This window comes from Metabacillus idriensis (assembly GCF_009674765.1).
GTDB lineage: Bacteria > Bacillota > Bacilli > Bacillales > Bacillaceae > Bacillus_P > Bacillus_P idriensis.
This window is the reverse complement of record NZ_WKKF01000002.1, coordinates 458,471-483,800: the sequence shown is the minus strand read 5'-3', so window position 1 is coordinate 483,800 and position 25,330 is coordinate 458,471. Positions and strand designations below refer to the sequence as shown.

At 42.1% G+C, this 25,330-nt stretch carries 26 protein-coding genes, 1 tRNA gene, 1 other RNA gene and 1 pseudogene; 10 read left to right on the top strand and 19 right to left on the bottom strand.

The window, feature by feature from the left end; genetic code table 11:
- Positions 1 to 65: 65 nt before the first annotated feature.
- Together GJU41_RS10630 and GJU41_RS10625 are read right to left on the bottom strand one after the other, a co-directional pair.
- The gene (locus GJU41_RS10630) at positions 66 to 326 is read right to left on the bottom strand and encodes a metal-sensitive transcriptional regulator (protein ID WP_070874466.1); all 261 of its coding nucleotides are present in this window, start codon (positions 324 to 326) and stop codon (positions 66 to 68) included.
- A 175-nt stretch (positions 327 to 501) separates the two neighbouring features.
- On the bottom strand, positions 502 to 702 hold the full coding sequence (locus GJU41_RS10625) for a rhodanese-like domain-containing protein (protein WP_154318573.1): 201 nt from the start codon (positions 700 to 702) through the stop codon (positions 502 to 504).
- Between the two features lie 129 nt (positions 703 to 831).
- On the opposite strand from GJU41_RS10625, the pseudogene GJU41_RS24990 reads away from it, so the two are divergent.
- The 4 genes and pseudogenes from GJU41_RS24990 to GJU41_RS10610 all read left to right on the top strand — a co-directional run.
- Positions 832 to 1,221 (top strand): annotated as a pseudogene (locus tag GJU41_RS24990) (transposase); the annotation flags it as partial.
- A gap of 90 nt (positions 1,222 to 1,311) precedes the next feature.
- Positions 1,312 to 1,683, top strand: a complete 372-nt coding sequence (locus tag GJU41_RS10620) for a VOC family protein (protein WP_070874464.1) — start codon at positions 1,312 to 1,314, stop codon at positions 1,681 to 1,683.
- Positions 1,684 to 1,862: 179 nt separating this feature from the next.
- The gene (locus tag GJU41_RS10615; RefSeq protein WP_070874463.1) at positions 1,863 to 2,390 is read left to right on the top strand and encodes a sigma-70 family RNA polymerase sigma factor; all 528 of its coding nucleotides are present in this window, start codon (positions 1,863 to 1,865) and stop codon (positions 2,388 to 2,390) included.
- A complete protein-coding gene (locus tag GJU41_RS10610) occupies positions 2,383 to 3,672 on the top strand; it encodes a DUF4179 domain-containing protein (protein WP_154318572.1) in 1,290 nt (429 codons plus the stop codon). The genes GJU41_RS10615 and GJU41_RS10610 overlap by 8 nt, the downstream gene beginning before the upstream one ends.
- Positions 3,673 to 3,849: 177 nt before the next feature.
- Here GJU41_RS10610 and GJU41_RS10605 read toward each other — a convergent pair whose 3' ends face one another.
- On the bottom strand, positions 3,850 to 4,584 hold the full coding sequence (locus tag GJU41_RS10605) for a PIG-L family deacetylase (RefSeq protein WP_070874461.1): 735 nt from the start codon (positions 4,582 to 4,584) through the stop codon (positions 3,850 to 3,852).
- 120 nt (positions 4,585 to 4,704) lie between these two features.
- On the opposite strand from GJU41_RS10605, the gene GJU41_RS10600 reads away from it, so the two are divergent.
- Entirely contained in the window at positions 4,705 to 5,823 is a 1,119-nt protein-coding gene (locus tag GJU41_RS10600) for an acyltransferase family protein (RefSeq protein ID WP_070874460.1), read from the top strand.
- Between the two features lie 115 nt (positions 5,824 to 5,938).
- Here the strand turns inward: GJU41_RS10600 and GJU41_RS10595 are convergent, their stop codons facing one another.
- The 5 genes from GJU41_RS10595 to GJU41_RS10575 form a co-directional block, all read right to left on the bottom strand.
- Complete coding sequence (locus tag GJU41_RS10595) at positions 5,939 to 6,214, bottom strand: hypothetical protein (protein WP_070874459.1); 276 nt, start codon at positions 6,212 to 6,214, stop codon at positions 5,939 to 5,941.
- Positions 6,215 to 6,360: 146 nt separating this feature from the next.
- Positions 6,361 to 6,724: a transfer-messenger RNA gene (gene ssrA / locus GJU41_RS10590) on the bottom strand.
- Positions 6,725 to 6,891: 167 nt separating this feature from the next.
- A complete protein-coding gene (smpB, locus tag GJU41_RS10585; RefSeq protein ID WP_070874458.1) occupies positions 6,892 to 7,362 on the bottom strand; it encodes an SsrA-binding protein SmpB in 471 nt (156 codons plus the stop codon).
- Between the two features lie 111 nt (positions 7,363 to 7,473).
- Complete coding sequence (gene rnr, locus GJU41_RS10580) at positions 7,474 to 9,858, bottom strand: ribonuclease R (RefSeq protein WP_154318571.1); 2,385 nt, start codon at positions 9,856 to 9,858, stop codon at positions 7,474 to 7,476.
- Positions 9,859 to 9,878: 20 nt separating this feature from the next.
- On the bottom strand, positions 9,879 to 10,622 hold the full coding sequence (locus GJU41_RS10575) for an alpha/beta hydrolase (protein WP_070874456.1): 744 nt from the start codon (positions 10,620 to 10,622) through the stop codon (positions 9,879 to 9,881).
- 86 nt (positions 10,623 to 10,708) lie between these two features.
- Between GJU41_RS10575 and GJU41_RS10570 the strand changes: the two genes are divergently transcribed.
- A complete protein-coding gene (locus GJU41_RS10570; protein ID WP_170292772.1) occupies positions 10,709 to 10,867 on the top strand; it encodes a hypothetical protein in 159 nt (52 codons plus the stop codon).
- A gap of 101 nt (positions 10,868 to 10,968) precedes the next feature.
- Here GJU41_RS10570 and secG read toward each other — a convergent pair whose 3' ends face one another.
- Positions 10,969 to 11,202, bottom strand: a complete 234-nt coding sequence (gene secG, locus GJU41_RS10565) for a preprotein translocase subunit SecG (protein WP_070874455.1) — start codon at positions 11,200 to 11,202, stop codon at positions 10,969 to 10,971.
- A 182-nt stretch (positions 11,203 to 11,384) separates the two neighbouring features.
- Here secG and GJU41_RS10560 point away from each other — a divergent pair, with 182 nt between their 5' ends.
- Entirely contained in the window at positions 11,385 to 12,314 is a 930-nt protein-coding gene (locus GJU41_RS10560) for a DMT family transporter (protein WP_070874454.1), read from the top strand.
- A 90-nt stretch (positions 12,315 to 12,404) separates the two neighbouring features.
- Positions 12,405 to 13,319: a nuclease-related domain-containing protein gene (locus GJU41_RS10555; RefSeq protein WP_170292771.1), complete on the top strand. Its 915-nt coding sequence runs from the start codon at positions 12,405 to 12,407 to the stop codon at positions 13,317 to 13,319.
- Between the two features lie 784 nt (positions 13,320 to 14,103).
- Here the strand turns inward: GJU41_RS10555 and eno are convergent.
- From eno to rpoN, 8 genes are all read right to left on the bottom strand, one after another.
- Positions 14,104 to 15,396 (bottom strand): phosphopyruvate hydratase, encoded by a 1,293-nt coding sequence (eno, locus tag GJU41_RS10550; protein WP_070878081.1) that lies wholly within the window; start codon positions 15,394 to 15,396, stop codon positions 14,104 to 14,106.
- 25 nt (positions 15,397 to 15,421) lie between these two features.
- Positions 15,422 to 16,957 (bottom strand): 2,3-bisphosphoglycerate-independent phosphoglycerate mutase, encoded by a 1,536-nt coding sequence (gene gpmI, locus GJU41_RS10545; protein WP_154318568.1) that lies wholly within the window; start codon positions 16,955 to 16,957, stop codon positions 15,422 to 15,424.
- The gene (gene tpiA / locus GJU41_RS10540) at positions 16,950 to 17,711 is read right to left on the bottom strand and encodes a triose-phosphate isomerase (RefSeq protein ID WP_070878079.1); all 762 of its coding nucleotides are present in this window, start codon (positions 17,709 to 17,711) and stop codon (positions 16,950 to 16,952) included. Before tpiA ends, gpmI begins: the two co-directional genes overlap by 8 nt.
- A gap of 114 nt (positions 17,712 to 17,825) precedes the next feature.
- Positions 17,826 to 19,010 (bottom strand): phosphoglycerate kinase, encoded by a 1,185-nt coding sequence (locus GJU41_RS10535; RefSeq protein WP_070878076.1) that lies wholly within the window; start codon positions 19,008 to 19,010, stop codon positions 17,826 to 17,828.
- A 135-nt stretch (positions 19,011 to 19,145) separates the two neighbouring features.
- Positions 19,146 to 20,153 (bottom strand): type I glyceraldehyde-3-phosphate dehydrogenase, encoded by a 1,008-nt coding sequence (gene gap, locus GJU41_RS10530; RefSeq protein ID WP_070878074.1) that lies wholly within the window; start codon positions 20,151 to 20,153, stop codon positions 19,146 to 19,148.
- Positions 20,154 to 20,205: 52 nt separating this feature from the next.
- A complete protein-coding gene (locus tag GJU41_RS10525) occupies positions 20,206 to 21,234 on the bottom strand; it encodes a sugar-binding transcriptional regulator (RefSeq protein ID WP_154318567.1) in 1,029 nt (342 codons plus the stop codon).
- 222 nt (positions 21,235 to 21,456) lie between these two features.
- The gene (locus GJU41_RS10520) at positions 21,457 to 21,714 is read right to left on the bottom strand and encodes a glutaredoxin family protein (RefSeq protein ID WP_070878071.1); all 258 of its coding nucleotides are present in this window, start codon (positions 21,712 to 21,714) and stop codon (positions 21,457 to 21,459) included.
- Between the two features lie 14 nt (positions 21,715 to 21,728).
- The gene (gene rpoN / locus GJU41_RS10515) at positions 21,729 to 23,048 is read right to left on the bottom strand and encodes an RNA polymerase factor sigma-54 (protein ID WP_070878070.1); all 1,320 of its coding nucleotides are present in this window, start codon (positions 23,046 to 23,048) and stop codon (positions 21,729 to 21,731) included.
- Positions 23,049 to 23,126: 78 nt separating this feature from the next.
- On the opposite strand from rpoN, the gene yvfG reads away from it, so the two are divergent.
- A complete protein-coding gene (gene yvfG / locus GJU41_RS10510) occupies positions 23,127 to 23,345 on the top strand; it encodes a protein YvfG (RefSeq protein ID WP_070878068.1) in 219 nt (72 codons plus the stop codon).
- 289 nt (positions 23,346 to 23,634) lie between these two features.
- Here the strand turns inward: yvfG and GJU41_RS10505 are convergent.
- Positions 23,635 to 23,710: transfer RNA gene (locus tag GJU41_RS10505), tRNA-Arg, on the bottom strand.
- A gap of 590 nt (positions 23,711 to 24,300) precedes the next feature.
- Here GJU41_RS10505 and clpP point away from each other — a divergent pair.
- Positions 24,301 to 24,900 (top strand): ATP-dependent Clp endopeptidase proteolytic subunit ClpP, encoded by a 600-nt coding sequence (clpP, locus tag GJU41_RS10500; RefSeq protein ID WP_070876430.1) that lies wholly within the window; start codon positions 24,301 to 24,303, stop codon positions 24,898 to 24,900.
- 149 nt (positions 24,901 to 25,049) lie between these two features.
- Here the strand turns inward: clpP and GJU41_RS10495 are convergent, their stop codons facing one another.
- Entirely contained in the window at positions 25,050 to 25,307 is a 258-nt protein-coding gene (locus tag GJU41_RS10495; RefSeq protein ID WP_070876432.1) for an HPr family phosphocarrier protein, read from the bottom strand.
- Positions 25,308 to 25,330: the final 23 nt, after the last annotated feature.

Here is a 25,330-nt window from a genome sequence, read left to right as displayed (position 1 = left end):
AAATTACCTTTACCCCTATGGGTATAATACTAGTTAAAAATAAAGAGGGTGTCAACCCTTTTATTTTATCTGCTTCGCACAAGCAGATTCACCGCTTCTTTTACAAGTTCTTCTGTGTTTTCGCCTTCCTCATTTGCAGCACGGACGCATTCAACCAAGTTTGAGCTGACGACAACTCCAATTGTACGGTCAATCGCTGTTCTAGTGGCAGAAAGCTGTGTAATCACATCTTTACAGTCTTTTTCTTCTTCCATCATGCGTAGAATGCCTCTTAACTGGCCTTCAATCCGTTTCACCCGGTTTTTCATTTGATCGTTGTACTCCATATTGATTCTCCTTTCAATTATGCTGATTTCATCTCAGCACACTGTGTATTTGCAATCGTACATCCAGTGACCTGAAATCCTTTTTGCTTTAGAACGCGAATGCCAAAATTTCTTTGCATTTTATCCGATGCAATCACATGGATCTTCTTATGCTGAATCTCCATGTAGTATCTGTTTAAAAATAAGCAATCGGAATATTCATTGCACCAGGAATCGGATCTTTATATGACTCATTGTAGTCTCTTAAGTCTACAACATCTATTTTGCCCAATTCCAGCTCGGGCATATTGCTGCAGCGGATTCCCCGTACCGGAAAATACCGATTATATATAAAAATAAATGTAAGTACTATTATACTTGTAATAAAATAAATCATCTATACCCCTCCAAATTTCCTTGATGAAGGAATTGATGTGAACAAGACTTATATTATACCCATTAGGGTATTTTGTCAACAACCAAGATTCTTGGGTGGACTAAAATTACCGAGAGCGAGTGAGTTTTAATGGTGTCAGCGGACATAATTAACCAAATCAGAAATCTTAGCCGAAGAGACCAGCAGCGATTGAAGGAGTTCTTTACAAACTCATTGGGGAGTGCAGCAGAAACAGAGTCTGTATTCTAAGATGTAGCAGAACAGAAACACAAAGACGGCTACACCTGCACTCATTGTCAATCCACTAACGTCATTCGTTTCGGTAAATACCAAGTTAAAACTACAATCAATACCATTGAACGCCAAAGATACCGCTGCAAAGAGTGCTGTAAAACATTCACAGATATGAACACTCCTCTTCACAGAACACATATGCCGAGTAAATGACTTCAGTTTATCGAATGTATGATTGAGGGGTATTCCCTTCGAAAATCAGCTAAACTCATTGGTGCTCATTATGAAGGGCAGGTTAATTCAATAATCGGAAGGAAAAAGGTATATAGAAAGGGAACTATTTGATTTACCGGATTAAATAAAGGAGAGACGGCTATGAGTAAATCATTTATTGAACAAGTACATTATATTAGAATTCCTGTAAAAGATTTAGAACTGTCTGCACAATGGTATAGAGATGTATTAGAGCTCCAGTTACTAAACAATACTGAGGAACTTGCAATTTTAAAAGTTAATGAAGGACCTTTCTTACTTATCTTAGTTCCTACCGAAGATGAAACATTTGCACATTTTACAATTGATAATGAACAAGAATTTAGCATTGGCTTTACAAGTCCAGAATTATCTAAATTTCATCAACACTTAATTGATAATCAAGTTAAGGTCGAGGATATAAAAGAAAATAATGGTCATGCCTTTTTTCACTTTTATGACCCAAATGGTAATAAACTTCAAGTACACTGGTAAGATTATAATAAATAAATTACCTTATTTCATTAACTGGTGCTTTAACGGAATAAGAACGGGAACGTCCAAATCAGACGTTCCCATATTTTTTGCCTGAAAAACAACAATATTTACTAAAAAAGAAAAAAAATGAACTTTTTACCATAGCTGTTACTCTTATAAAGGAGAGAGGTGAAGGGATGAATGCCGGACGATTAGTGAAAAAGGCGAAGAAAGGCAATAAAGAAGCATTGCTTCATTTAATCATGTCTGAAAAAGATGCTTATTATAAACTTGCTCTAACCTATATGGGGAATACACATGATGCGATGGATGCAATGGATGAAATGATTGTACGAGTATATGAAAAACTGGATCAGCTGAAAAAACCTGAGGCGTTTCACAGCTGGAGCAAAACCATCTTGGTCAATTGCTGCAAATCACTGCTTCGCGAGCGGAAGAGGACGATCTTAATGGAAGATTGGACATCTTCAGAAGGGAAAGAAACAAATCCCTTAATAAAAAGTGAGCAGCTAATGGAGATTCAGGAGCTTCTTGTTCATTTAAATGAAGAGCAAAAAGAAGCAGTCACCTTAAAATATTTGCATGATTTCGACTATCAAACGATTGCGGAAATCACCAATACCCCTATTGGTACTGTGAAATCAAGAATCTTTCAAGGACTTAAAAAGCTGAGAAAGCTTTTCGGAGGTGAAGATATTGGATAACATCGAAAAACATTTTGATGATGCTAAAAGGAAAATGGAATCCATTCAGGTACCTGAGGAACTGGAAACAAGATTGCGGAACTCGCTTCAGTCAGCTCCAGTTAAAAGAAGAAAACGTTCAGCCTCTCTTGTCTTAACAGCAGCCGCGGCCATATTCCTGCTTGGCTTCATCACGTTTCAATATAATGCTTTTGCCTTTTACGGCAAGAAGCTTTTGGGATTTGATGAATTGAGTTCAGGTACACTAAATGAGCTCAATGAAAAAGGATTGGGGCAAATGATCGAAAAAAAGACCACCCTTGGTAATGGAACGATATTTGAATTAAATGGAGTGATGGCAGATGGCAATCAGTTTGTTATGTTTTACACCCTGTCAAACCCTGCAGGAATGAATGATGACAGCATCTACGAAATGAATCCTGCGAGGATCACTGGCCTTTTTACTAATTCACATTCAGAATACGGTACCTCTCAGTTAAATGAAACTGGTACTGAATTAAAGGGAATCTTGTCATTCGAACCCGTCAGTCCCTTTTCAAAAGAGTTAACGCTGCATTTTTCGCATCTAACGGAAATTGGACAATTAAAAGAAGAAAAGCTCACCTTTCCCTTCAATCCAAACAAAGCCATGCAATCAATTGTAAAACAACCGATTAAGCAAACACTTAACGTCGATAAGGGCAAAATCACATTCAGCTCTATAAAAGCTACACCGACCATGACAGTCATTGAGGGAAAACTGAATGTAGATAACTTTGACAGGGTTGACTTTGCACTGGGAGGAATTGAGTTAAGAGCAAATGGCAAACCCGTGCCATTAACAGGAGGCGGCAGCAAATCCTCTCTAATAGGCAAAACATTTGATATCAGCTATGATGCTCTGCCGGAAAAACTGGAGACGTTAGAACTTGTATTGAAGGAATTTGCAGGCTATCAACAGCTGAATGAAAAAATCACGCTTGCTTCAAATGAAAATGAAATCATCAAACTAAGCGGGAAAGAATTGATGATAAAGAAAGTATCCATGACATCTCAAGGAGCTGAGATCACTATTGCTACAGATGATGACGTCATGCTTGATGGGGTATCCATTGCATCGGACGATATCGAAACCCCTATAAAAACAACAATCAAACAAACCAGCACAAAGCAAGAAAACGGACGGGTAATGAAAGAAAGAACGTTGATTTTTGAAACAGAGACAACACCAGAAGTTCTGTTAATAGAAGGGTTTCATTATATGAAACTCTATAATGATTCTATTATGATTCCAGTTGATTAGAGGCTCAAGAACCTGAAAACCAAGAAAAAACGTTTGGCAGCAAGCGTTTTTTCTGTGATCTTAAGGAAATAGGTTAGCTGGCAAATGTCCATTTTTCCTCCTATGCTAACTGTATTTTTATATAAAGGAGTTCATGCAAATGAAGAAAACTCATCACGAAGATGAGTACCGAATGAATTATTGATGCCATTTGCTCTCCAATATCGCTTCGGCAGAATGGAAATAGGAATCTACAGACATATATCCGATTGCATAAAATCCATTATCCGGATCCCAGATCTTATAGCTGTCCAGGCTTTTTCTATAGTTTTCTGCAAGGTCGTCCGGAACAGCGAAAGCATCTTTAAAGTCGATGGTCTGGTGTTCCTGAATAGGAAGATAGAAATACCCGGCAGAAATCACGCCTTTTTCTACTAAGTCTTTTAGAGCCATGCCTGAGGCAGCGTGATCACGATGCGGATCCTTATAAGACATAGCGTGGTGTGAAGCGTTTGGGAATTGCTTGTTCATTTTTTCCATAATTTTTGAAACAGCTTCTTTTTGAATGTCCCCATCAGGCAGATCATATATGAAGATATTTTCAGGATCAACCCCAAGTGCCTCTGCTGATTTTTTGAACTCTTTTACACGGGCTTCTCCAAATTCCTCTACTGAAAGGACAGGTTTAGCTTCTTTTTCCAGCCTGCTGTTCACAAGATCTCTCGCTCCGCTTGCTTTTCCTTTTGACAATAAGACAACTGCAACCTGATCTCCCTTTTCTAGAGACGCAAGCATCGAACCGCCCATACTGAGAGCCTCATCATCTGCATGCGGTGAATAATAGACGGCAGCAGCAGGCTCATCACCCAAAGGCATACAGCCGCTTATCATTGACAGCGGAAGCATGAACAGCAGCAAATATACAATTTTCATAAAATCCCCCATATATAGATAAGCATTCCTTTTTGATAAATGTATTGTACCAAAGATTCCCGTTCTCATGTATACTTTGCTAGTAGGATTACTATTAAGACGTGACGAAAGGAACTTAATATGGAACAGCTTCAAGAAAAGAAAATCAATAAAAAAAGAGTGTATTCTCTTGATATGTCGAGAGGGTTCATTGTTATGCTGTCTGTTTTTTTAAGCACAATCCCATATGGGGGTTATGAATATTTACGTCATGCAGATTGGTACGGAGTAACAATTATTGACCTTATTTTGCCTTCATTTATCACAATCTTCGGAACCAGTATGGCGATTGCTTATCAAAGAGGCGTATCCTGGGAAAAAATTATAAAACGCACCATCCGGTTAGTTATCTATGGGCTGCTTTTTACAATTATTGTTTCCTGGAGTTTCGATTTATCAAACATGCGATTTACAGGTGTTTTGCAGATGTTTGCTTTTTTAGGCATCTCTGCTGTATTCATTACTAGATTTATTAAATCTCCAATCCAGCTCATTCTTTTCGCTCTTTTTCTATGGAGCCTGTACGGAGGAATTCTCTTATATGCCGCACAATCCTGTGAAGGGGGACTCCCGCAGGAGCAGTGTAATCTCTCGGGTCCGATTGATGGAGCTATATTCGGTGAAAATCATATTTACCAGCAGGGCCAAAGAGGATTCGATCCTGAAGGAATGGTCACAAGTTTTGCTGCACTTGGAAATGTTTTAATGGGATATGCAATCGGCAGACTCATCCTGACCAGAAAAGAAACAGGCGCCTGGAAGGAATTATTAGCTTTAGGTGCAGTTTTAATTCTATTCTCACTAATATGGGATCACTTTCTCCCTTACAATAAAAGAATGTGGACACCTGCATTCGCTATGCTTGCCGCTGGTACTGTATCAATCATGATTTCCGTTTTCTATCTCATATTCGATAAACGGGAAGTCGATGCTAAACATACTGGGCTGAAACCATTTGTCTGGTTCCTAGAAGCTTATGGACGAAACAGCTTTTTAATTTACTTTGGGAAGTTTATCATTGCTGCGGTGCTGACTCATATTACAATCACAGCGGATGCGCGCACCTTAAACTCCTACCTTCTTGAATGGGTAAACACACTCAGTCCTTTCCCGCAGATTACATATGCTTTGATCATGCTCTTGTTTTGGACAATTGTTGCGATGGTTTTACATAAAAAGGGACGGTATATTAAAGTGTAGGAAAAAGCCAGAATCGCGATGATTCTGGCTTTTTTACAGGTTTTATTCAGCTGATGAATGTAAGGTTACCTGCATCCCGTCAGTAGCAGTCAATGAGTATATTTTTTCATCATTCTCAAATTATTGGACCATCCAGCCTTACCCCTTTAGAATACGCAAATTGAGCAAACTCATCTGCATCATCAACAAGGAGCTGCAGCATGACCGACTCTGGCATGCATTCACTTTTTCTCCAAAACTCAAGGGCGCTTTGACCACTTTTGAAAACCCCGCCCTGGTGCTCTTCTGCAGCTTTCCAGTCGTTTGGAATACCGAGCTTATTTTCAAAAAAATCTGCCATATCCATACTATGTTCAGAGACTGAAACATATCGATAGCCTATAACCTTCATTTTTTCTACCCTCCTAAAAATTTCAATTTTATTCCATATTAACGCTTTTAGGATTGATAACAAACTTTTCGGAGAAGCCAAAAACGGACCTGCCTATCGGCAAGTCCGTTATTTATATCGTATTATAATTAGTCACCAAGTATGTATGGTGGAGACGGTGGGAGTCGAACCCACGTCCAGAAACATCGCCACTAAAGCGTCTACGAGTGTAGTTGATATATTCGCAATTCGCTAACTCTTATGCCTATCAACGGGCGTCGGAGCAGCTAGTCTGATTGGTCTCTTCCTTTATCCCCAGACGGAGGCATCAGGCGTAGCCCACTTAGAGTGAGTCCCTTACCCTACCACATGGGCGATGGAGGGAGGAACCGCTATAGTCTGTTATTAAGCAGCTAAAGCGAAGTTGTTGTTAGTTTTGCCAGTTATTATTGGCGTGACGTTTTAACGAGGACGATCCCCTCGACTCGCAACTAAAGCTCGAACTATCCCTGTCGAATCCGTAACGTCCCCATGATAATAAGTTCAGCATGGAAGTTAATCCAGCTTCACTATGGGAAGTCCCTTAAAGGGAAACGGAAACGCTCATGAAAGATCAGAGCGGATATGAAATTGTTGTTTGTCTTACAAGTTCTATTATATCAGATAGGGACAATAAATCAATTGTAAGTTATTGTCAATCAATAGTCCTTCTGACGATCGCGGAAAGCTCGTTCCACTTCACGTTTCGCTTCTTTTTTCTTTAAGTCTTCACGTTTGTCATATTTCTTTTTACCCTTACCGAGTCCAAGCAAAACCTTGGCAAAGCCGTTTTTCAGGTAAACTTTCAAAGGAACAAGCGCATAGCCTTCTTCTTTTGTAAGTCCGATCAGCTTGCTGATTTCTTTGCGGTGAAGCAAAAGCTTTCTAGTTCTCAGGGGCTCATGATTATAGCGGTTGCCTTGTTCGTACGGCGAGATATGCATGTTATGAAGGAAAACCTCTCCCTGCTGCACTCTTGCAAAAGCGTCCTTTAAATTCACGCGTCCAGCACGAATCGCTTTGATTTCCGTTCCCTGCAAAACAATGCCTGTTTCATACGTCTCTTCAATAGAATAGTCATGGTTTGCTTTTTTATTTTGAGCAACGACTTTTCCGGCTCCTTTTGGCATGCTGCATCCCCCTTTCTCTCTCTATAGCGATAGGCTCTATTTTATCAAAATATGAATGGAAAAGGAAGCCTGAGAGGCTCCCATCACGTTTTCTATTCAGTATACTAAAGCTTAACGTTTTTTCTTTTTCACTTTTCGTTTGCTTGCAGGAGCATTTTGAAACGATTTTTTCTTCTTCTTCTTTTTGTTCGGGTTTTGATTGCTCCAGCCATCATCAACACTGCCGCTTCGCTCTGCAGGTGCTTTTCTGTCATCTGATGATTTTCTTCTGCCTCTGCCCTCTTTAGCACCGCTTCGTTTACCGCGATCTCCTTTAATCACTTTAGGAGCATCATTCGGCTGACGGCGTCTTGTCCCTTTCATCCCGACGATTTCAAAATCAACAGCGCGTTCATCTTTGTTTACATTGACTACGCGTACTGTAATTTCGTCACCAATGCGGTAGACAGTTCCTGTCCGTTCGCCGATCATTGCGTAATTGCGCTCATCATATCGGTAATAATCGTCGGTCAAATAGCTGACGTGAACAAGACCTTCGATTGTATTAGGAAGTTCAACGAACATTCCGAAGTTTGTTACTGAGCTGATAATGCCGTCATATTCTTCCCCGACTTTATCAAGCATGTATTCTGTTTTCTTAAGGTCATCTGTTTCACGCTCTGCATCAACTGCACGGCGCTCCATATTCGATGACTGATCCGCAATCATATCCATTTTTTCTGCCCATTTAGTTTTCGTTGCTTCATCCACCTTGCCTTCAATTAAGTAGGTGCGGATTAAGCGATGGACGATTAAATCCGGATAACGGCGGATCGGTGATGTGAAATGAGTATAGAACTCGGTCGAAAGGCCAAAATGCCCCAGACTTTCCGGATCATATTTTGCCTGCTTCATCGATCTCAGCATGACAGTTGAGATGACCATTTCCTCAGGCTGTCCCGCTACATCATCTAGGATATCCTGCAGGGCACGAGGGTGAATCGTGTTTGCTGTTCCTTTTACGGAGTATCCAAAGTTAGTCACAAATTCTAAGAACCTCTGCAGTTTTTCAGCATTTGGCTCCTCATGGATACGGTAAATAAATGGTACATTCATCCAATGGAAATGCTCTGCAACTGTTTCGTTGGCAAGCAGCATGAATTCTTCAATCAGGCGTTCTGCGACTGTTCTTTCACGTATAACAACATCATGAGGCTTTCCTTCTTTATCAACCAGCACTTTTGCTTCTTTAAAATCAAAGTCAATTGCCCCGCGGGTCATCCGTTTGTTGCGGAGAATTTGCGCAAGCTTCTCCATCCGCTGGAACATCGGCACAAGCGCTTCATATTTCTCAAGCAGTTCAGGTTTTTGATCGACCAGGATTTCCTTCACATCTGAATACGTCATGCGTTCAGTCGTTTTGATGACGCTTTGGAAAATTTCGTGCTTTACGACTTCCCCTTGGCTGTTGATCTCCATTTCACAAGAGAGCGTCAGACGGTCTACTTTTGGATTAAGAGAACAAATGCCGTTTGATAAACGGTGCGGAATCATTGGAATAACGCGGTCAACTAAATAAACGCTCGTTGCGCGCTCTAATGCTTCCTTATCAATTGGCGAGTTCTCTGTTACATAATGACTGACATCTGCGATATGAACGCCTAATTTGTAATTTCCGTTTTCAAGCTCTGTTACTGTAACCGCATCATCAAGATCTTTTGCATCGGCACCATCAATTGTGACAATGACTTCATTGCGAAGATCTCTGCGGTCCTTGATATCCTCTTCACTGATCGTTTCAGGAACATCATTTGCCTGTTCGAGAACCTCGACCGGGAAAGCCTGAGGCAGCCCATGCTTATGAATGACAGACAAAATATCAACGCCTGGATCGTTTTTATGGCCAAGGATTGCAATAACTTCGCCTTCTGCACTCATTCTTCCTTCTGGGTATGTTGTCAGATGAACGACCACTTTGTGTCCTTCAATCGCTCCATTTGAAGCTTTTTTAGGGATGAAAATATCATTTGGAATCTTTTTATCGTCAGGAATGACAAAACCGAAGTTTTTGCTTTCTGTATAGGTTCCGACAACCTCTTTCAGACCGCGCTCAACGATGCGGATGACTGTGCCTTCCTGCCTGCTTCCGCTGGATTCTGTGCTGACTCTGACCAGGACAGTATCCCCGTGCATGGCGTTACCAAGCTCGCTCGGCGGAATAAACACATCTCCCTGATTTGGATCCTCTGTAATGACAAAGGCAAATCCTTTCGCATGTCCGCTGACTCTTCCGCGGATTAAATTCATTCGTTCTGGCAAACCATAGCGGTTGCTTCTTGTGCGCACAACCAGACCTTGTTCCTCCATCATGACAAGAGCTTTTACAAACTCCTTGAATTCAGAAGAATCCTCAATTCCAAACGCTTCTTCAAGCTCCTGGACGGTTAAAGGCTTGTATGCCTCTTCTTTCATAAAAGAAAGCAGTTTATTAATATGTATCTTCATATTATTATCCATTTGCGTCCCTCCTTTTGGGATTATTGCCAATCAAGACTTTCTAAAAACTCATAAACATCTGCATGAAGCTGATCGCGCTCTTTATCCAGTGTGATGACATGTCCTGATTCTTCGTACCATTTTAAATGCTTGTTATCAGATTCTACTTCGTTATAAATAATATTTGCACTATCTGTATTAATCATGTGGTCATGTCTCGCTTGAGCGACAAATGCAGGCGAATAAACCATATCCACATTGTTCCTCACATCTGCAATCAGTTCCTGTAGAGCCCTCAGTGTATTCATCGGCGTTTTCTCAAATTGCTTCATTTCCTCTTCGATTTCTGCCTCTGATTTTCCTTCGAATTTCTTAAAGTTGCGGGCATACTCTAAAATACCCTTGTACATCACTTCTTCACTCTTGATATACATAGGGGCGCACATCGGAACAATACCCTTTACAGGTACAGTGTAACCCAATTTCACAGAAAACACACCGCCAAGGGATAACCCGGCAACTGCAATCGATTCATGGCCGCGCTCTTTCAGCAGATTATAGCCGTCCATCACGTCCTTCCACCAATCTTCAGGACCAGTATGCACAAGCTCTTCAGGCGGCACGCCATGGCCTTTGTATTGCGGGGCATGGCAAGTATATCCTCTTTCATTCAAATAGCGTCCAAGCATCCTGACGTCAGCTGTGTTGCCCGTAAAACCGTGAAGCAGCAGAACGGCACGGTCTCCGCCTTCAAATGTAAATGGTTTTGGCAAAACTCTCTTCATATAAAAAACTCCTTTTATGTAAGTATCTATTTATAAGGTTCCATCATCTGTTTCTATTTAAACAAACGTTTGATTAAAGGGCAAAAATGTTGATTCGGCAAGGGATTCTGGATAAAGAACAAAAGCGCAAGCGCCTTGGTCAGATCCGACAGGCAGATAAGAATCCGACAGAAAAGTCCGGGTTTGTCTTTTTTGGCGGATTCGTTCTGACCGAGGATCTAGGCGCTGGAGCTGGACGTAGATAACTTTATCTATATATCCACAACCTTATAACTTTTATAATTTCCTATACAATGACAAAAGGAGTCTGATAAGAATCAGACCCCCGTTCGATCAATGTCATGTATTAAAATCCAGCGTACGAAACCGCAATCGTCAGTATAAAGAAGAGAACTGATAACACGACTGTCGCACGATGAAGCACCAAATCCATTCCGCGTGCTTTTTGTTTTCCGAAAAGCTGTTCAGCTCCTCCGGAGATAGCACCTGATAAACCAGCACTTTTGCCTGACTGAAGTAAAACAACAGTAATAAGAGCAATACTTACAATTACAAGTAATGTGATTAATAAAATGTGCATGGACGACACCTCCTAGAACCCGGTTAGCATTATTTTCAATTTACCATATTGACGGTCAAATGTCACTATCATTCGAACGTTTGTCCATTCTTTATTCTTAGCATTCCGAAACAATTCTTTTGAGGGAAAAGCTTCCTTTGTGATATGCTACTTAGATAGTTTTGCAGAAAGAAGGGAAAACCTTGAAAAACACACGCATCTATCTTATCTTGATCGGTGTTATGCTCATATGGGGACTAAATGTGCCTTTACTCAAAATCATCGTTGACAGCTTTATGCCCGTAACAGTAACAGCCTTACGCATTTTCACAGCAAGTATTTGTGTACTGATTATCTTATCTTTTTTTAAACTTCTCCGCAAACCGACTCTTAAGGAAACCATGTATATTACAGGGGGCGGCCTGCTGAACGTTGTGTGTCATCATTATTTCCTTTCTGTAGGACTTACAATGACTACTTCTACAAATGGCGGTTTAATACTCGGCCTCGGTCCAATGCTTACAGCTATCTTATCGATTCTTTTTCTTAATCAAAGACTGACCATCATCCGTTTTACAGGGTTTGTGCTGGGACTGACGGGAGTAGGATTTACCATTTTAGCAGGAAGCAAAGGCATCAGCAGCATGAATACGGGAGATATCTACATCTTCATCTCCATTTTCACACAGGCCTGCAGCTTCATTATTATTAAAAAAGCGTGCCGAACGCTCGATCCGCGCTTAATGACAGGCTATATGCTGTTCTTTGGATCTCTTGTTTTATTTATCATCAGTCTGTTAACAGAGCCTGGAGGAATTGAGAGCCTGTTTCACGGAACGCCTGCTGTATGGGGAGTCTTTTTCACCTCAGCCATTCTTGCGACAGCGATTGGACACATGACCTATAACTTTGCCATCGGAATGGTTGGTCCGGCAGAAACATCAATCTTTATGAATTTGAGTACATTCTTTGCACTCGCAGGATCGGCTCTTATTTTAAAAGAAGCCATTTACGCATCGCATTTAATTGGTCTCATGTTCATTGTGTCAGGGGTTATCCTGGGCTCGGGAGCGTATGAGGAGTTTCGGTACCGGCACCGGCATCATAAGAATGAAGCATCTTCCTCCGGTTGAGGGAGGTGCTTTTTTGTATGCACAATTTCATTTTAGTGATTTGCTGGATTGATGTGCTGGTTTTATGATGGGGGAAAGGAGGTAGTTTTATTGATTTTAAGAAAAAGAACAGAATCTGGAGAACTGAGAACGTACAGGAGTTTAAATGCACGAATGGAATTAGCTGCAGCAGATGAGAAACTCTACAATCATCTCGAAATTGGCTTTGATGGAGAATTAATTTTTGATGGATGGCTAAAACAGGCGGGAGAAGGACTCATCTTAAATGACCTCCTATTTGTCACCAGCAACTCCCACTACCAAATGGACTCCTTATACATTGCCCCACAAAAAATCTATCTTTTTGAAGTGAAGAATTTGTCAGGAGACCACTTCATTGAAAAGGAAGAATGGATCTCGTGCACCACAAAATCCGAGATCAAAAATCCCATTTTGCAGCTTAAAAGATGTGAATCTCTGCTCAGGAGGCAGCTTCAGGTTTTAAAGTGTTCATTACCGGTTGAAGCCTATGTGGTTTTTGTAAACCCCGAATTTCACCTGTATCATGCTCCTCTACACTCCCCACTGATTTTTCCATCTCAATGGAATCGTTTTTCTCAAAGGCTTAAAAATGTCCGTATATCCAATGGGTTTCACTCGAAGCTTGCGGAGAAGCTTTTGTCACTTCATGTGGAAAAATCCCCATATGAACGGCGTCCTGAGTTTAGATATGAGGATCTGTTAAAGGGGGTTGTATGCGGAGGGTGCGGGAGGCTCGGGATGGAGGTTTTTAATAAGACCAAGCTCGTTTGTAGAAACTGCAAACGTTCAGAAAGGTTTAAAAATGGCATTTTAAGAAGTGTGGAGGAGTTTAGGCTGCTGTTTCCGGATAGGCGGGTGACAACCAGTCAAATGTATGAATGGTGTGGAAGAATAAAAGATAAGAGAGCGTTTCAAAGAGTTCTCAGTGAGAATCTTGACCGGATTGGCTATGGACCCGGCAGCAAGTTTGTTGAGAAGGGATAAAAAAACAATTTCTCTATGTAGCTCATAGATTTGTGGCGTCACTCCGATGAGTGCTGCCACTTTTCGTGCGGGGCGAACCGTTTTCTGGCGCATCACCGATGAGTGCTGCCACTTTTCGCGCAGGACGAACCGTTTTCTGGCGCCACTTTAATGAGTGCTGCCACTTTTCGTGCGGGGCGAACGTTTTCTGGTGCCTCTCCGATGAGTGCTGCCACTTTTCGTGCGGGACGAACGTTTTCTGGCGCCTCTCCGATGAGTGCTGCCACTTTTCGCGCAGAGCTAACCGTTTTCTGGTGCCTCTCCGATGAGTGCTGCCACTTTTCGTGCGGGACGAACCGTTTTTTGGCGCCACTCTGTTGAGTGCTGCCACTTTTCGTGCGGGACGAACCGTTTTTTGGCGCCACTCTGTTGAGTGCTGCCACTTTTCGCGCAGGGCGAACCGTTTTCTGGCGCATCTCCGATGAGTGCTGCCACTTTTCGCGCAGGACGAACCGTTTTCTGGCGCATCTCCGGTGAGTGTTGCCACTTTTCGTGCGGGGCGAACCGTTTTCTGGCGCCACTCTGTTGAGTGCTGCCACTTTTCGCGCAGGACAAACCGTTTTTTGGCTTCACTCCGATGAGTGCTGCCACTTTTCGTGAGGGACAAACCGTTTTTTGGCTTCACTCCGATGAGTGCTGCCACTTTTCGTGCAGAAAGAACTCCTTTGTGGCGCCCCTCTACTAAAAATGTACCCACAAAAAAACCGCCCAAGATCTAAATCCCGGGCGGTTTCTTATTCATTCATTATTTTTTAATGTTATAGAAAGTGTGGATTCCATCGTAACGAGCTGTGTCACCAAGCTGATCTTCGATGCGAAGAAGCTGGTTGTATTTCGCAACACGGTCAGTACGTGACGGAGCACCTGTTTTGATTTGGCCAGCGTTTGTTGCTACAGCGATGTCAGCAATTGTGCTGTCTTCTGTTTCACCAGAACGGTGAGAGATTACAGCTGTGTAGCCAGCGCGTTTAGCCATTTCGATCGCATCAAATGTTTCAGTTAATGTACCGATTTGGTTAACTTTGATAAGGATTGAGTTGCTGATTCCTTTTTCAATACCTTCAGCAAGCTTCTTAGTGTTTGTAACGAATAGGTCGTCACCAACTAATTGAACTTTGTCGCCAAGGCGCTCAGTTAATAGTTTGTGGCCTTCCCAGTCGTTTTCATCCAAACCGTCTTCAATTGAGATGATTGGGTATTTAGAAACTAAATCTTCGTAGAAGTCTACCATTTCAGCAGATGTTTTTACAACACCTTCGCCAGATAAGTGGTATTTGCCGTCTTCTTTGTTGAAGATTTCAGAAGCTGCAACGTCCATAGCAAGTTTTACTTGCTCGCCAGGTTTGTAGCCAGCTTTTTCGATTGCTTCGATGATTGTTTGAAGAGCTTCTTCGTTAGATCCAAGGTTTGGAGCGAATCCGCCTTCGTCACCTACAGCGGTGTTAAGGCCTTTGCCTTGAAGAACTGATTTCAGGCTGTGGAAGATTTCAGCACCCATGCGAAGTGCTTCGTGGAAATCTTCTGCTCCAACCGGCATAACCATGAATTCTTGAATGTCAACGTTGTTATCAGCATGCTCTCCGCCGTTGATGATGTTCATCATTGGTACTGGCAATGTTTTAGCGTTGAATCCGCCAAGGTATTGGTAAAGTGGAAGACCTAGGAATTCAGCTGCTGCACGAGCTGCTGCCATAGATACACCAAGGATTGCGTTAGCACCTAATTTACCTTTGTTTTCCATGCCGTCAAGTTCGATTAGAAGGTGATCGATTGCAACTTGCTCAGTTACGTCGAAACCTAATAATTCAGGAGCGATTACTTCGTTTACGTTTTTAACAGCGTTCAATACGCCTTTTCCAAGGTAACGGGATTTGTCGCCGTCACGTAGTTCTACTGCTTCGTATTCACCAGTAGATGCGCCAGATGGAACCAATGCACGGCCCATAGCACCTGTTTCTGTGTGTACTTCTACTTCAACTGTCGGGTTACCGCGTGAGTCTAATACTTCGCGAGCAAATACATCAACAATGTATGGCATAATTTATTTCTCTCCTTTTAAATGGTTATTTTTTAAGTAATGAATTACCTGTCATTTCTTTCGGAAGGTCTACTCCAAGCAAGTCGAGCATGGTTGGCGCTAAGTCGCCAAGAATTCCATCTTCTCTTAAGCCTGCAACTTCCTTTGTTACGATTACAGGAACTGGATTTGTTGTATGTGCTGTCATTGGTGTACCTTCTAAGGTTGTCACTTCATCAGCATTTCCATGGTCCGCTGTAATAATAGCTGTTCCGCCTTTTGCAAGAATCGCATCAACGATTTTGCCAAGACATTCATCAACTGTTTCAATCGCTTTAATCGTTGGTTCAAGCATGCCTGAATGTCCAACCATGTCTGGGTTGGCGAAATTCAGAATGATCGCGTTATGCTTGTCCGCTTCGATTTCGCCAAGCAACGCGTCCGTTACTTCGTAGGCACTCATCTCAGGCTTCAAGTCATAGGTTGCGACTTTTGGTGAATCAATCAGGATGCGTTCTTCACCAGGGAATTCCGCTTCACGTCCGCCGCTCATAAAGAATGTTACATGCGGGTATTTTTCCGTCTCAGCAATCCGAAGCTGGGTTAAACCGTTTTGCGAAAGAACTTCACCTAGTGTGTTATCCAAGTTCGTTGCTTTAAATGCAACATACCCGTCAACAGTTTCACTAAAATGAGTCAAACATACAAAATGCAGGTTTTTCGGATGCTTTGGTCCACGGTCAAATGAACGGAAGTCTTCATTTGTAAATGTGTTTGAAATCTGAATTGCGCGATCCGGGCGGAAATTGTAGAAAATAACCGCATCGTTTTCGCTGATTGTTGCAACAGGAGAGCCGTCTTCTTTTGTCATAACAGAAGGAAGAACGAACTCGTCGTGGATTCCATTTTTATATGAATCCTCCACTAAGTCAAGCGGATTCGTATAAGCTGGGCCCTCGCCGTATACCATTGCGCGGTACGCTTTTTCAACACGATCCCAGCGCTTGTCGCGGTCCATAGAGTAATAACGGCCTGAGAGGGTTGCAATTGCACCAACACCATACTCTTCAATTTTTTCGTTCAATTGCTTAATATATCCTTCTGCTGTTTGCGGTCCAACATCACGTCCGTCAAGGAAGCCATGGATATAAACATTTTTGACGCCTTCTTCTTTTGCCAGTCTGAGCAAAGCAAAAAGGTGATTAATATGGCTATGGACGCCTCCATCAGAAAGCAATCCAAAAACATGAAGGTTTGTGCCGTTTTCTTTCACGTGATTCATTGCTGAAAGGAAGGTTTCATTTTTCTCAAATTGACCTTCACGGATGGCTACGTTCACGCGCGTCAAGCTTTGATAAACGATGCGGCCGGCACCGATGTTTAAATGCCCGACCTCTGAATTCCCCATCTGTCCTTCTGGCAGGCCGACTGCTTCGCCGCTTGCCGTTAAAGTAGCGTGAGGATACTGATTCCAGTATCGGTCAAAGTTTGGTTTTTTTGCATGAACAACCGCATTACCCTTCTCTTCGCTGCGAAGTGCAAACCCGTCAAGGATAATTAAGGCTACCGGTTTCTTACTCATGTTTTCCTGCCTCCAAAAGCTGTAAGAAAGATTGAGGCTCAAGGCTTGCTCCGCCGACTAAAGCACCGTCGATGTCAGACTCAGACATGTATTCTTTGATGTTTTCAGGCTTTACGCTGCCGCCGTATTGAATGCGGACTGCTTCAGCCACTTCTTTTGAAAATTTCTCTGCCACAACTGAACGGATGTGTGAACAAACGTCATTTGCATCTTTTGCAGAAGAAGATTTGCCAGTGCCGATAGCCCAGATTGGCTCATAAGCGATGACAACTTCTTTTAATTGCTCGTCTGTTAAACCAGCAAGTGCTTTTGTTACTTGATCTCCTACAAGATCATTTGTTTTGCCTGCTTCACGCTCTTCAAGCGTTTCGCCGCAGCATACGATCGGCACTAGACCATGTTTGAAAGCAGCCGCCGTCTTTTTATTAACTGTTTCATCTGTTTCAGCAAACATTTCGCGACGCTCTGAGTGACCAAGGATCACGTAGCTTACGCCTAAGTCTTTAAGTGCCACAGGACTTGTTTCGCCTGTAAATGCTCCATTTTCTTCGAAATGCATGTTTTGGGCGCCGATTTTGACATCTGTTCCCTTAGAAGCCTCTACAAGGCGGTCTAAAAATAGTGCAGGTGCACAAACTACAGCATCAACTTTGTCAGCAGAAGGAACTAATCCTTTTACTTCTTCGATGAATGCTGCTGCTTCGCCCATTACTTTGTTCATTTTCCAGTTACCAGCGATAATTGGCTTTCTCATCACGCACACCGTCCTTACCAAACAAGAATTTATTTAGGCTCTTTTGCTAACAGGGCTGCATGCAATGGAAAAACCATCAGATTGGTGCACACAGCTTCTATTTTGTAAAAGAACTTATTTATCGTTTAAAGCGACAACTCCTGGAAGCTCTTTGCCTTCCATGAATTCAAGAGATGCTCCGCCGCCTGTTGAAATGTGATCCATTTTGTCTGCCATGTTGAATTTTTCTACTGCAGCTGCAGAATCTCCGCCGCCGATGACTGTGTATGTATCTTTTGCTTCTGAAAGTGCTACAGCCACAGACTTTGTACCCTCTGCAAATGCATCTAATTCAAATACGCCAAGCGGTCCGTTCCAGATCACAAGCTTTGAATTCTTAATAACATCTGCATAGATTTCACGGGATTTCGGACCTGCATCTAAGCCTTCCCAATCACTTGGAATGCTGTCGATCGGCACAACTTTAATGTTTGCATCATTTGAAAAATCATCCGCGACAACTACGTCAACAGGCATGTAGAAGTTAACGCCATTTTTCTTCGCTTTATCCATGAACGATTTAGCAAGCTCAACTTTATCTTCTTCAAGAAGAGATTTTCCAACCTCGTGGCCCAATGCTTTAATGAATGTATAAGCAAGTCCGCCGCCGATGATGATGTTGTCTACTTTATCTAAGAGGTGATCGATGACACCAATTTTGTCTTTTACTTTAGCTCCGCCGATAATTGCTGTGAACGGACGCTCCGGGTTTGATAATGCTTTGCCCAATACTTCTAATTCTTTTTCCAATAGGAATCCTGCTACAGCCGGAATGTGGTCTGCAATGCCTGCAGTTGAAGCGTGTGCACGGTGTGCTGCTCCGAATGCGTCATTTACATAGACATCAGCAAGCTCAGCGAATGCTTTTGCAAGCTCAGGATCATTTTTCTCTTCACCAGGGTAGAAACGAACGTTTTCTAATAGAAGTATGTCGCCTTCCTGCATTTTAGAGATTTCAGCTTTTACAGAGTCGCCATAAGCTTCGTCTGCTTTCGCTACATTTTTGCCAAGTAATTCTTGAAGACGCTCTGCAACTGCGTTTAAACGAAGCTCCTCAACAACTTGTCCTTTTGGACGGCCTAAATGGCTTGCTAATAGAACCTTTGCACCTTGCTCTGTTAAGTACTGAATAGTAGGTATTGCTGCACGAATGCGTGTGTCATCTGTTACTTGGCCATCTTTCATCGGTACGTTGAAGTCTACACGGCAGAAGACAACTTTCCCTTTTACCTCGATGTCTTTTACTGACTTTTTGTTCATCTTCAGGAATTCCTCCTTTAATTGGAATGGTATGGCATACAAAGCAAAAGGGAGGGGGCCTTGTATTCCCCTTCCCCTTTGCATTCATTATAACCTTAGTTTTGGTTGTAATCCAAGTCTCGGGAGACTTAAGGATTAAAGACCTTTAGAAGCGATGTAATCAACTAGGTCTACTACACGGTTAGAGTAGCCAGACTCATTGTCATACCAAGAGATTACTTTTACCATGCTGTCTTCCATAACCATTGTTGATAAAGCATCAATAGTAGAAGAAGCTGGGTCGCCATTGTAGTCTCCAGAAACTAACGGCTCTTCGCTGTAGTTAAGAATTCCTTTTAATGCGCCTTCAGAAGCTTCTTTGAATGCTGCATTTACTTCTTCAGCTGTTACGTTAGTGTCAAGCTCAGCAACTAAGTCTACTAAAGAAACGTTTGGAGTTGGAACACGCATAGCTCCGCCGTTTAATTTACCTTTAAGCTCAGGCAATACTAGAGAAACTGCTTTAGCTGCTCCAGTAGAAGTAGGGATGATGTTTTCAGCTGCTGCACGAGCACGACGGTAGTCTTTGTGCGGCAAGTCAAGAATTTGCTGATCGTTTGTATATGAGTGAACAGTTGTCATCATACCGCGTTTGATGCCGAATTTGTCGTTTAATACTTTAGCAAAAGGCGCTAAGCAGTTAGTAGTACATGATGCATTTGAGATAACATCGTGGCTTGCAGCGTCATATTTGTCATGGTTAACACCCATAACGATTGTGATGTCTTCATCTGTTGCAGGAGCAGAGATGATAACTTTTTTAGCGCCAGCTTCTAAGTGCTTAGCAGCATCTGCACGCTTAGTGAAGAAACCAGTTGATTCAACAACTACTTCTACTCCGCGCTCGCCCCAAGATAATTTCGCAGGATCGCGCTCTGCTGACACTTGGATTGTTTTGCCGTCAACAACAAGGTTGTTTCCGTCTACTTTCACGTCAGCATCTAATCTGCCATGAATTGAGTCATATTTTAAAAGGTGAGCAAGCATGTTAGCGTCTGTTAAGTCGTTAACCGCTACAACGTCCACGTTAGGATTTTTAAGTGCTGCACGGAATACGTTACGTCCGATACGTCCAAAACCGTTAATACCAATTTTTACTGCCATGTTGAAATTTCCTCCTTTAAATAAGTGAGAGATTTTTTTAAAAACTATATAATTAGGGATTAAGTTCCCTTATTAACTCTTTCGCGGCGCCTTCATCCGTGATAAGAATGGAATCGGCTGCCTGCTTCAGGTAAGCCCGGATTGCCTTGGCCTTTGAAGCTCCGCCAGCTACTGCGATGACGTTTTGAATCTTTTCCAGGTCGTTCAGCTGCATACCTACTGTCTGCACTTTATGAACAACTTCGCCTTCCTGGTTGAAATAATACCCGAACGCTTCTGCAACTGCCTGACCCTGCTCTATTTTTATGTAATCATCAGGCTTCGTTTTGCGGCGTTCCGCCATTGTCTTAGCGTCTCCTATTCCATGAACAACCATACTTGAAGATTTGATGAGCATAAGCAGCTCTTTAATCGACGGTTCCTCAATAATAGAGAGATAGGCTTCCTTGCTTAACTGATCTGGAACGTGAAGCAGTCGGTAGTTTCCCATCGCTCTCTCAGCCATCTTTGCACAGATTGTATTGGCCTGGTTTTCTACATTTTCCCCAAGCCCGCCTCTGGCAGGTACATACAGCTGTTCGCGATTTTTACTGTCCGGCGTCATCATTTCAGCGACAGCGGCAATGGTTGTGCCACCAGTGACAGCGACGATATTTTCCCCTATAAGCCGCTCTTTTATGCATGCGACACAGGCTCTGCCCATTTCTTTCTTTACCCATGAGAACTGATCGCTGTCTCCGGATACGACGATAACGTTTTTAAGATTTAAACGTTCCTTTAATGTATTTTCCAAAAACGTTAAACCTAAAACATCTTTCATCGTTTCTTCGAGAATTCTTAACAGAGATGATCCTTCCTTCGTTAATGTCATGCCAGAGGAAAAAATATCGATCAGATTCTGATCTTTCAAAAACTGTACTTCCCCTCTTAAAACCCGTTCACTGATCCCGAGACTAGATGAAAGACTTCGACGTCCGATTGGCTGCATTAGTCGTATATACTGAAGGATCTGATAACGTTTTTGCATAACTTGAAGCAGATCAGGCAATAATTTTTTTTGGACTTCTATAATTGACCTCATTTACAAATTCCCTTTCAAATAGAAAAGCGGAAGCGCCTTGGTCAGCTCCGGCAGAGCAGTACTGACCGAGGAGTTAGGCGCTGGAACTAGACACAGATGTGAATACTTCCTTAACCATTAAATCCTACGGGACGAAAAGTGTCCCTCTATGACGTATTATGTCCCACTATCCCTAAAAAAAATCATCCCTGCTATATTTTCATTTTAGCAGGGTGAAAATGCTTATTCAACTATTGTTTCTTGCTTTTTATCAAGTAACCGCTTTCTTATAAAATCTTTTTTAATTTTACCGTATCCAAGCACCATTCCCTCATATTCAACGACAGGAATCATTAGCTGATACTGTTCAAGCAGAGCATCGTCGCTGTAAATATCAACGACCTCGATTTCTATATCCATGCTCTCTTTCAGCTTTTCAAGCTCCTCTAGAGCTTCCACACAAAGAGGACAGCTGGTTCTCGAATATATTTTTAAAAGCATCCTATATACACATCCTAATATCGTTTTCTTGCAGAAGACGAGGCAATGCCTAACTGATCCCTGTATTTAGCCACCGTTCTTCTTGATACATCGATTTGATGATCAACAGCAAGCTTGGATACAATTTTCTGATCGGACAGCGGCGCAAGCTTATCTTCCTTTTCGATCATTTGTTCTATGATCGTTTTTACAGTTGAAGAAGTAATCTCCTGTGAAGATTGCTCTAAACCATTCGAGAAAAAAAACTTCAGCTCATATAGTCCATGAGGAGTCTGAACATACTTTTCCCTAACTGTCCGGCTGACAGTAGATTCGTGAACTTCAATTGCATCAGCAATCACCTTTAATGTCAGCGGTTTCATGAATAATTCGCCTTTTTCGAAAAAGTCCGTTTGTCTCCGGACAATTTCTTTCATTACTTTCATCATTGTCTCTTTCCGCTGATTGAGCGTTTTAATCAGCCATCTGCATTGATTGAGCTTTGCAGACAGATAATGCTTTACTTCTGAATCTTCTATAGAAGAAAAATTAGATTCATAGGCAGAGTTGACGGCCACCTTTGGAGAAATGTCATCGTTGTACATAACTTGCCATTCCCCGTGAACTTTAGCTACGGTCAGCTCAGGAACAATATAGTTATCATGAACGTGATGATAGGCAAGTCCAGGGCGAGGATGCAGCGTTTTTATGAAATCCTGGACGTTTTGAATTTCTTTCAAATCAAGCTTTGTTTTTTTTGCAAGCTCTTTCCATGATTTTTCCGCGAATAAGTAGAAATAGTCGTTCACAATTAATTCGGCTGTTTTATTTCGTTTGGGCAGCCTTGCAAGCTGAATGGAAATGCATTCCTGCAGATTCCTTGCTCCTACTCCTGCCGGGTCTAGCTTTTGCAAGACGGTCAGCTGCTGATTTAACTCATCAGCACTTAAATTGAATTTGTCGGAAAGCACACTAAGGTCCGCCTCTATGTACCCGTTAGGATCAAGAGCCTGTATCAGAATATGAAGAGTACGCTTTTCTGATGGAGTCAGCTTCATTCCAAGCAGCTGTGCTTCCAAATGCTGCTGCAGTGTCGTCCCAAGACTCGATACGTTTTCAATCATATCGCTGTTCTTTGATGAACTTGTCATTTTTGTCCGTGATGAGGTATGATACAATACGCCTGATTCAGGCTTTTCTTTTAATTCGATGAGGGGATTTTCAAGGGTAAGGTCCTCTATATAGGAGGCAAGCTCCATAGAAGAATATTGAAGGAGAGTAATCGCTTGCTTTAATTCTTGAGTCATATTGAGTTTTAATGATTGCTCTTGAAATAAACCGACTTTCATATCCATAGTTCGTTCCCCCTGCTTCTCATTTTACACGAAAACGGTCCATCATTGTATGGAAAGAACTTCAAAGGAGAGATATCAATGAGTGAGTTATTTTCAGTGCCCTACTTTGAGCAAAATTTTAAAGAGCACATTAAACAGAATGAAGGTCATGTTCCGAAGCTTGATGCCATGAACCGCTATTATCGATCAGTCGTATCCGCACTGGTTCAGGATCAGCTTACAAAAAACTCAGTGGTTTTAAAACGGATCCAGAATTTGGACGAGGCCTACAATACGATCAAATCTATAAATAATTGAAAAATTTACCTGTTCACAAAATGTGATTCATGCCTTACAATAGGAAATGTTGAGTCGTCAAGCACGGCAATATACACTTCTTGTCCAGTGCGGCTTACTGGACTCTTACATATTATTTCTAATTCCATTCAAACATGCCCCGCCAGGTTAACCTGGCGGGGCTTTTTTTCATTATTATTTGGTCATGTTGGGCTTTCTTGCAATAGCTTAAACTCTTTTTAGTCAATTTTATCACGGAACAATAAAAAAGAAAGAGCTGGTTATGAGAACCAGCTCTTTCTAAAAGTGACGCGCTCGAGAGGATTCGAACCTCCGACAGACGTGGTACCGGAAACCACCGCTCTATCCAACTGAGCTACGAGCGCATAAAAAAGTTTATTAGTCAGTAGCGCTATTATACGATAAAACCAGCACATGTATCAAGCGGTATTTTTGGACCTGAGTAAATTACTGAAGAAAACCGGGCAATATACCTTTCTTGCCTTAAAGACAGCAGGCAGTTGAACGGAATATAAAGGATTTTTTGAAGAGCCTGCCGAATACATACGTTATAAAAGTTTCGGCAGAACTTTGAACTACGAGACATGCAAAAAAGGGCCAGCAAGCCGCGCTCCTCCCGTTTGAAAAAAAGAATAATTGGGTAACATGGTTACAGTCGGCAATTGGGACATATACATAGAAAAGCGGAACCGACTGGTCAGGCCCGACAGACAGATAAGAATTCACCCGAAAAGTCCGGGTTTGACTTTTTGGGGGAATTTGTTCTGGCCGAGGGACTAGGAGGTGGAGCTGGACACCGTGTAATGCGAAATTTTCCGTTTAGCTCTGCCAGACAAATCCGTCAATTAAGTGCAAGAAAAAGCATCAAAGAACAGCGTTTCGTTTGACCTTTATTGACCATAGTTGTATGATGAGAGTACATAAAATTTACCTTTATTTAAAAGGAGGAAATACGATGAATTTAATCCCTACAGTTATTGAACAAACGAACCGCGGTGAACGTGCATATGACATTTATTCACGTCTTTTAAAAGACCGCATTATCATGCTTGGAAGCGGAATTGACGATAACGTGGCAAACTCAATTGTATCACAGCTTTTATTCTTGGAAGCTGAAGATCCAGAGAAAGACATCTCTATCTACATTAACAGCCCTGGCGGTTCGATTACAGCCGGTATGGCGATTTACGATACAATGCAGTTCATTAAACCGCAAGTATCAACAATCTGCATTGGTATGGCCGCTTCAATGGGAGCATTCCTCCTTGCAGCAGGCGCTAAAGGCAAACGCTATGCTCTTCCAAACAGTGAAGTTATGATTCATCAGCCTCTTGGCGGAGCTCAAGGTCAGGCAACTGAAATTGAGATCGCTGCAAAACGCATCTTGTTCTTGCGTGATAAGCTGAATCAAATTCTTGCTGACCGCACTGGCCAGCCAATCGAAGTGATCGCTCGCGATACAGACCGCGACAACTTCATGACGGCAGAACGTGCTCTTGAGTACGGCTTGATTGATAAAGTGATGACTCGCAATACATTGCCTGATAAAAAATAATCAGACACAGCAGAACGACCAAGGGTCGTTCTGCTTTTTTGTGCGATGAAGCCGATTTCCTCTAATAATTCGAACAGTTTTGACAGTCAAATCCATTAAATCCGCTCAGCTGTCTTCTAATTAAGCAAAAAAAACGGCCAAAGGCCGTTTTATGCTTCTTGCTTCACATATTGAGTTAAAACTTCTAAAGCTTCTGACTCGTCGTGGCCTTCTGCGATAAGAGTAACCACTGAGCCCGTGCTGATTGCAAGACTCATTAACCCCATGATGCTCTTCGCATTCACCTTTTTCCCGTCTTTCTCTAAAAAGATGTCTGATGAATAACGATTAGCCTCTTGTACAAATAGTGCTGCGGGACGGGCTTGTAAGCCTGTCTTCAAACGAACTTCAACCTGTTTCTCAACCATGTGGATCCCCTCTTCTTTCCCCT

Coding starts and splice junctions, on each gene's coding strand:
- GJU41_RS10620 (WP_070874464.1), top strand. CDS start 1,312: ATGAGTAAATCATTTATTGAACAAGTACATTATATTAGAATTCCTGTA.
- rnr (WP_154318571.1), bottom strand. CDS start 9,858: ATGGATAATAATATGAAGATACATATTAATAAACTGCTTTCTTTTATG.
- GJU41_RS10625 (WP_154318573.1), bottom strand. CDS start 702: ATGATTTATTTTATTACAAGTATAATAGTACTTACATTTATTTTTATA.
- GJU41_RS10570 (WP_170292772.1), top strand. CDS start 10,709: ATGTTGATTCGGCAAGGGATTCTGGATAAAGAACAAAAGCGCAAGCGC.
- GJU41_RS10595 (WP_070874459.1), bottom strand. CDS start 6,214: ATGAAGGTTATAGGCTATCGATATGTTTCAGTCTCTGAACATAGTATG.
- eno (WP_070878081.1), bottom strand. CDS start 15,396: ATGCCATACATTGTTGATGTATTTGCTCGCGAAGTATTAGACTCACGC.
- yvfG (WP_070878068.1), top strand. CDS start 23,127: ATGAGTGAGTTATTTTCAGTGCCCTACTTTGAGCAAAATTTTAAAGAG.
- GJU41_RS10495 (WP_070876432.1), bottom strand. CDS start 25,307: ATGGTTGAGAAACAGGTTGAAGTTCGTTTGAAGACAGGCTTACAAGCC.
- smpB (WP_070874458.1), bottom strand. CDS start 7,362: ATGCCAAAAGGAGCCGGAAAAGTCGTTGCTCAAAATAAAAAAGCAAAC.
- tpiA (WP_070878079.1), bottom strand. CDS start 17,711: ATGAGAAAGCCAATTATCGCTGGTAACTGGAAAATGAACAAAGTAATG.
- rpoN (WP_070878070.1), bottom strand. CDS start 23,048: ATGGATATGAAAGTCGGTTTATTTCAAGAGCAATCATTAAAACTCAAT.
- GJU41_RS10525 (WP_154318567.1), bottom strand. CDS start 21,234: ATGAGGTCAATTATAGAAGTCCAAAAAAAATTATTGCCTGATCTGCTT.
- GJU41_RS10615 (WP_070874463.1), top strand. CDS start 1,863: ATGAATGCCGGACGATTAGTGAAAAAGGCGAAGAAAGGCAATAAAGAA.
- GJU41_RS10535 (WP_070878076.1), bottom strand. CDS start 19,010: ATGAACAAAAAGTCAGTAAAAGACATCGAGGTAAAAGGGAAAGTTGTC.
- secG (WP_070874455.1), bottom strand. CDS start 11,202: ATGCACATTTTATTAATCACATTACTTGTAATTGTAAGTATTGCTCTT.
- gap (WP_070878074.1), bottom strand. CDS start 20,153: ATGGCAGTAAAAATTGGTATTAACGGTTTTGGACGTATCGGACGTAAC.
- GJU41_RS10600 (WP_070874460.1), top strand. CDS start 4,705: ATGGAACAGCTTCAAGAAAAGAAAATCAATAAAAAAAGAGTGTATTCT.
- GJU41_RS10630 (WP_070874466.1), bottom strand. CDS start 326: ATGGAGTACAACGATCAAATGAAAAACCGGGTGAAACGGATTGAAGGC.
- GJU41_RS10605 (WP_070874461.1), bottom strand. CDS start 4,584: ATGAAAATTGTATATTTGCTGCTGTTCATGCTTCCGCTGTCAATGATA.
- gpmI (WP_154318568.1), bottom strand. CDS start 16,957: ATGAGTAAGAAACCGGTAGCCTTAATTATCCTTGACGGGTTTGCACTT.
- clpP (WP_070876430.1), top strand. CDS start 24,301: ATGAATTTAATCCCTACAGTTATTGAACAAACGAACCGCGGTGAACGT.
- GJU41_RS10520 (WP_070878071.1), bottom strand. CDS start 21,714: ATGCTTTTAAAAATATATTCGAGAACCAGCTGTCCTCTTTGTGTGGAA.
- GJU41_RS10575 (WP_070874456.1), bottom strand. CDS start 10,622: ATGAAGAGAGTTTTGCCAAAACCATTTACATTTGAAGGCGGAGACCGT.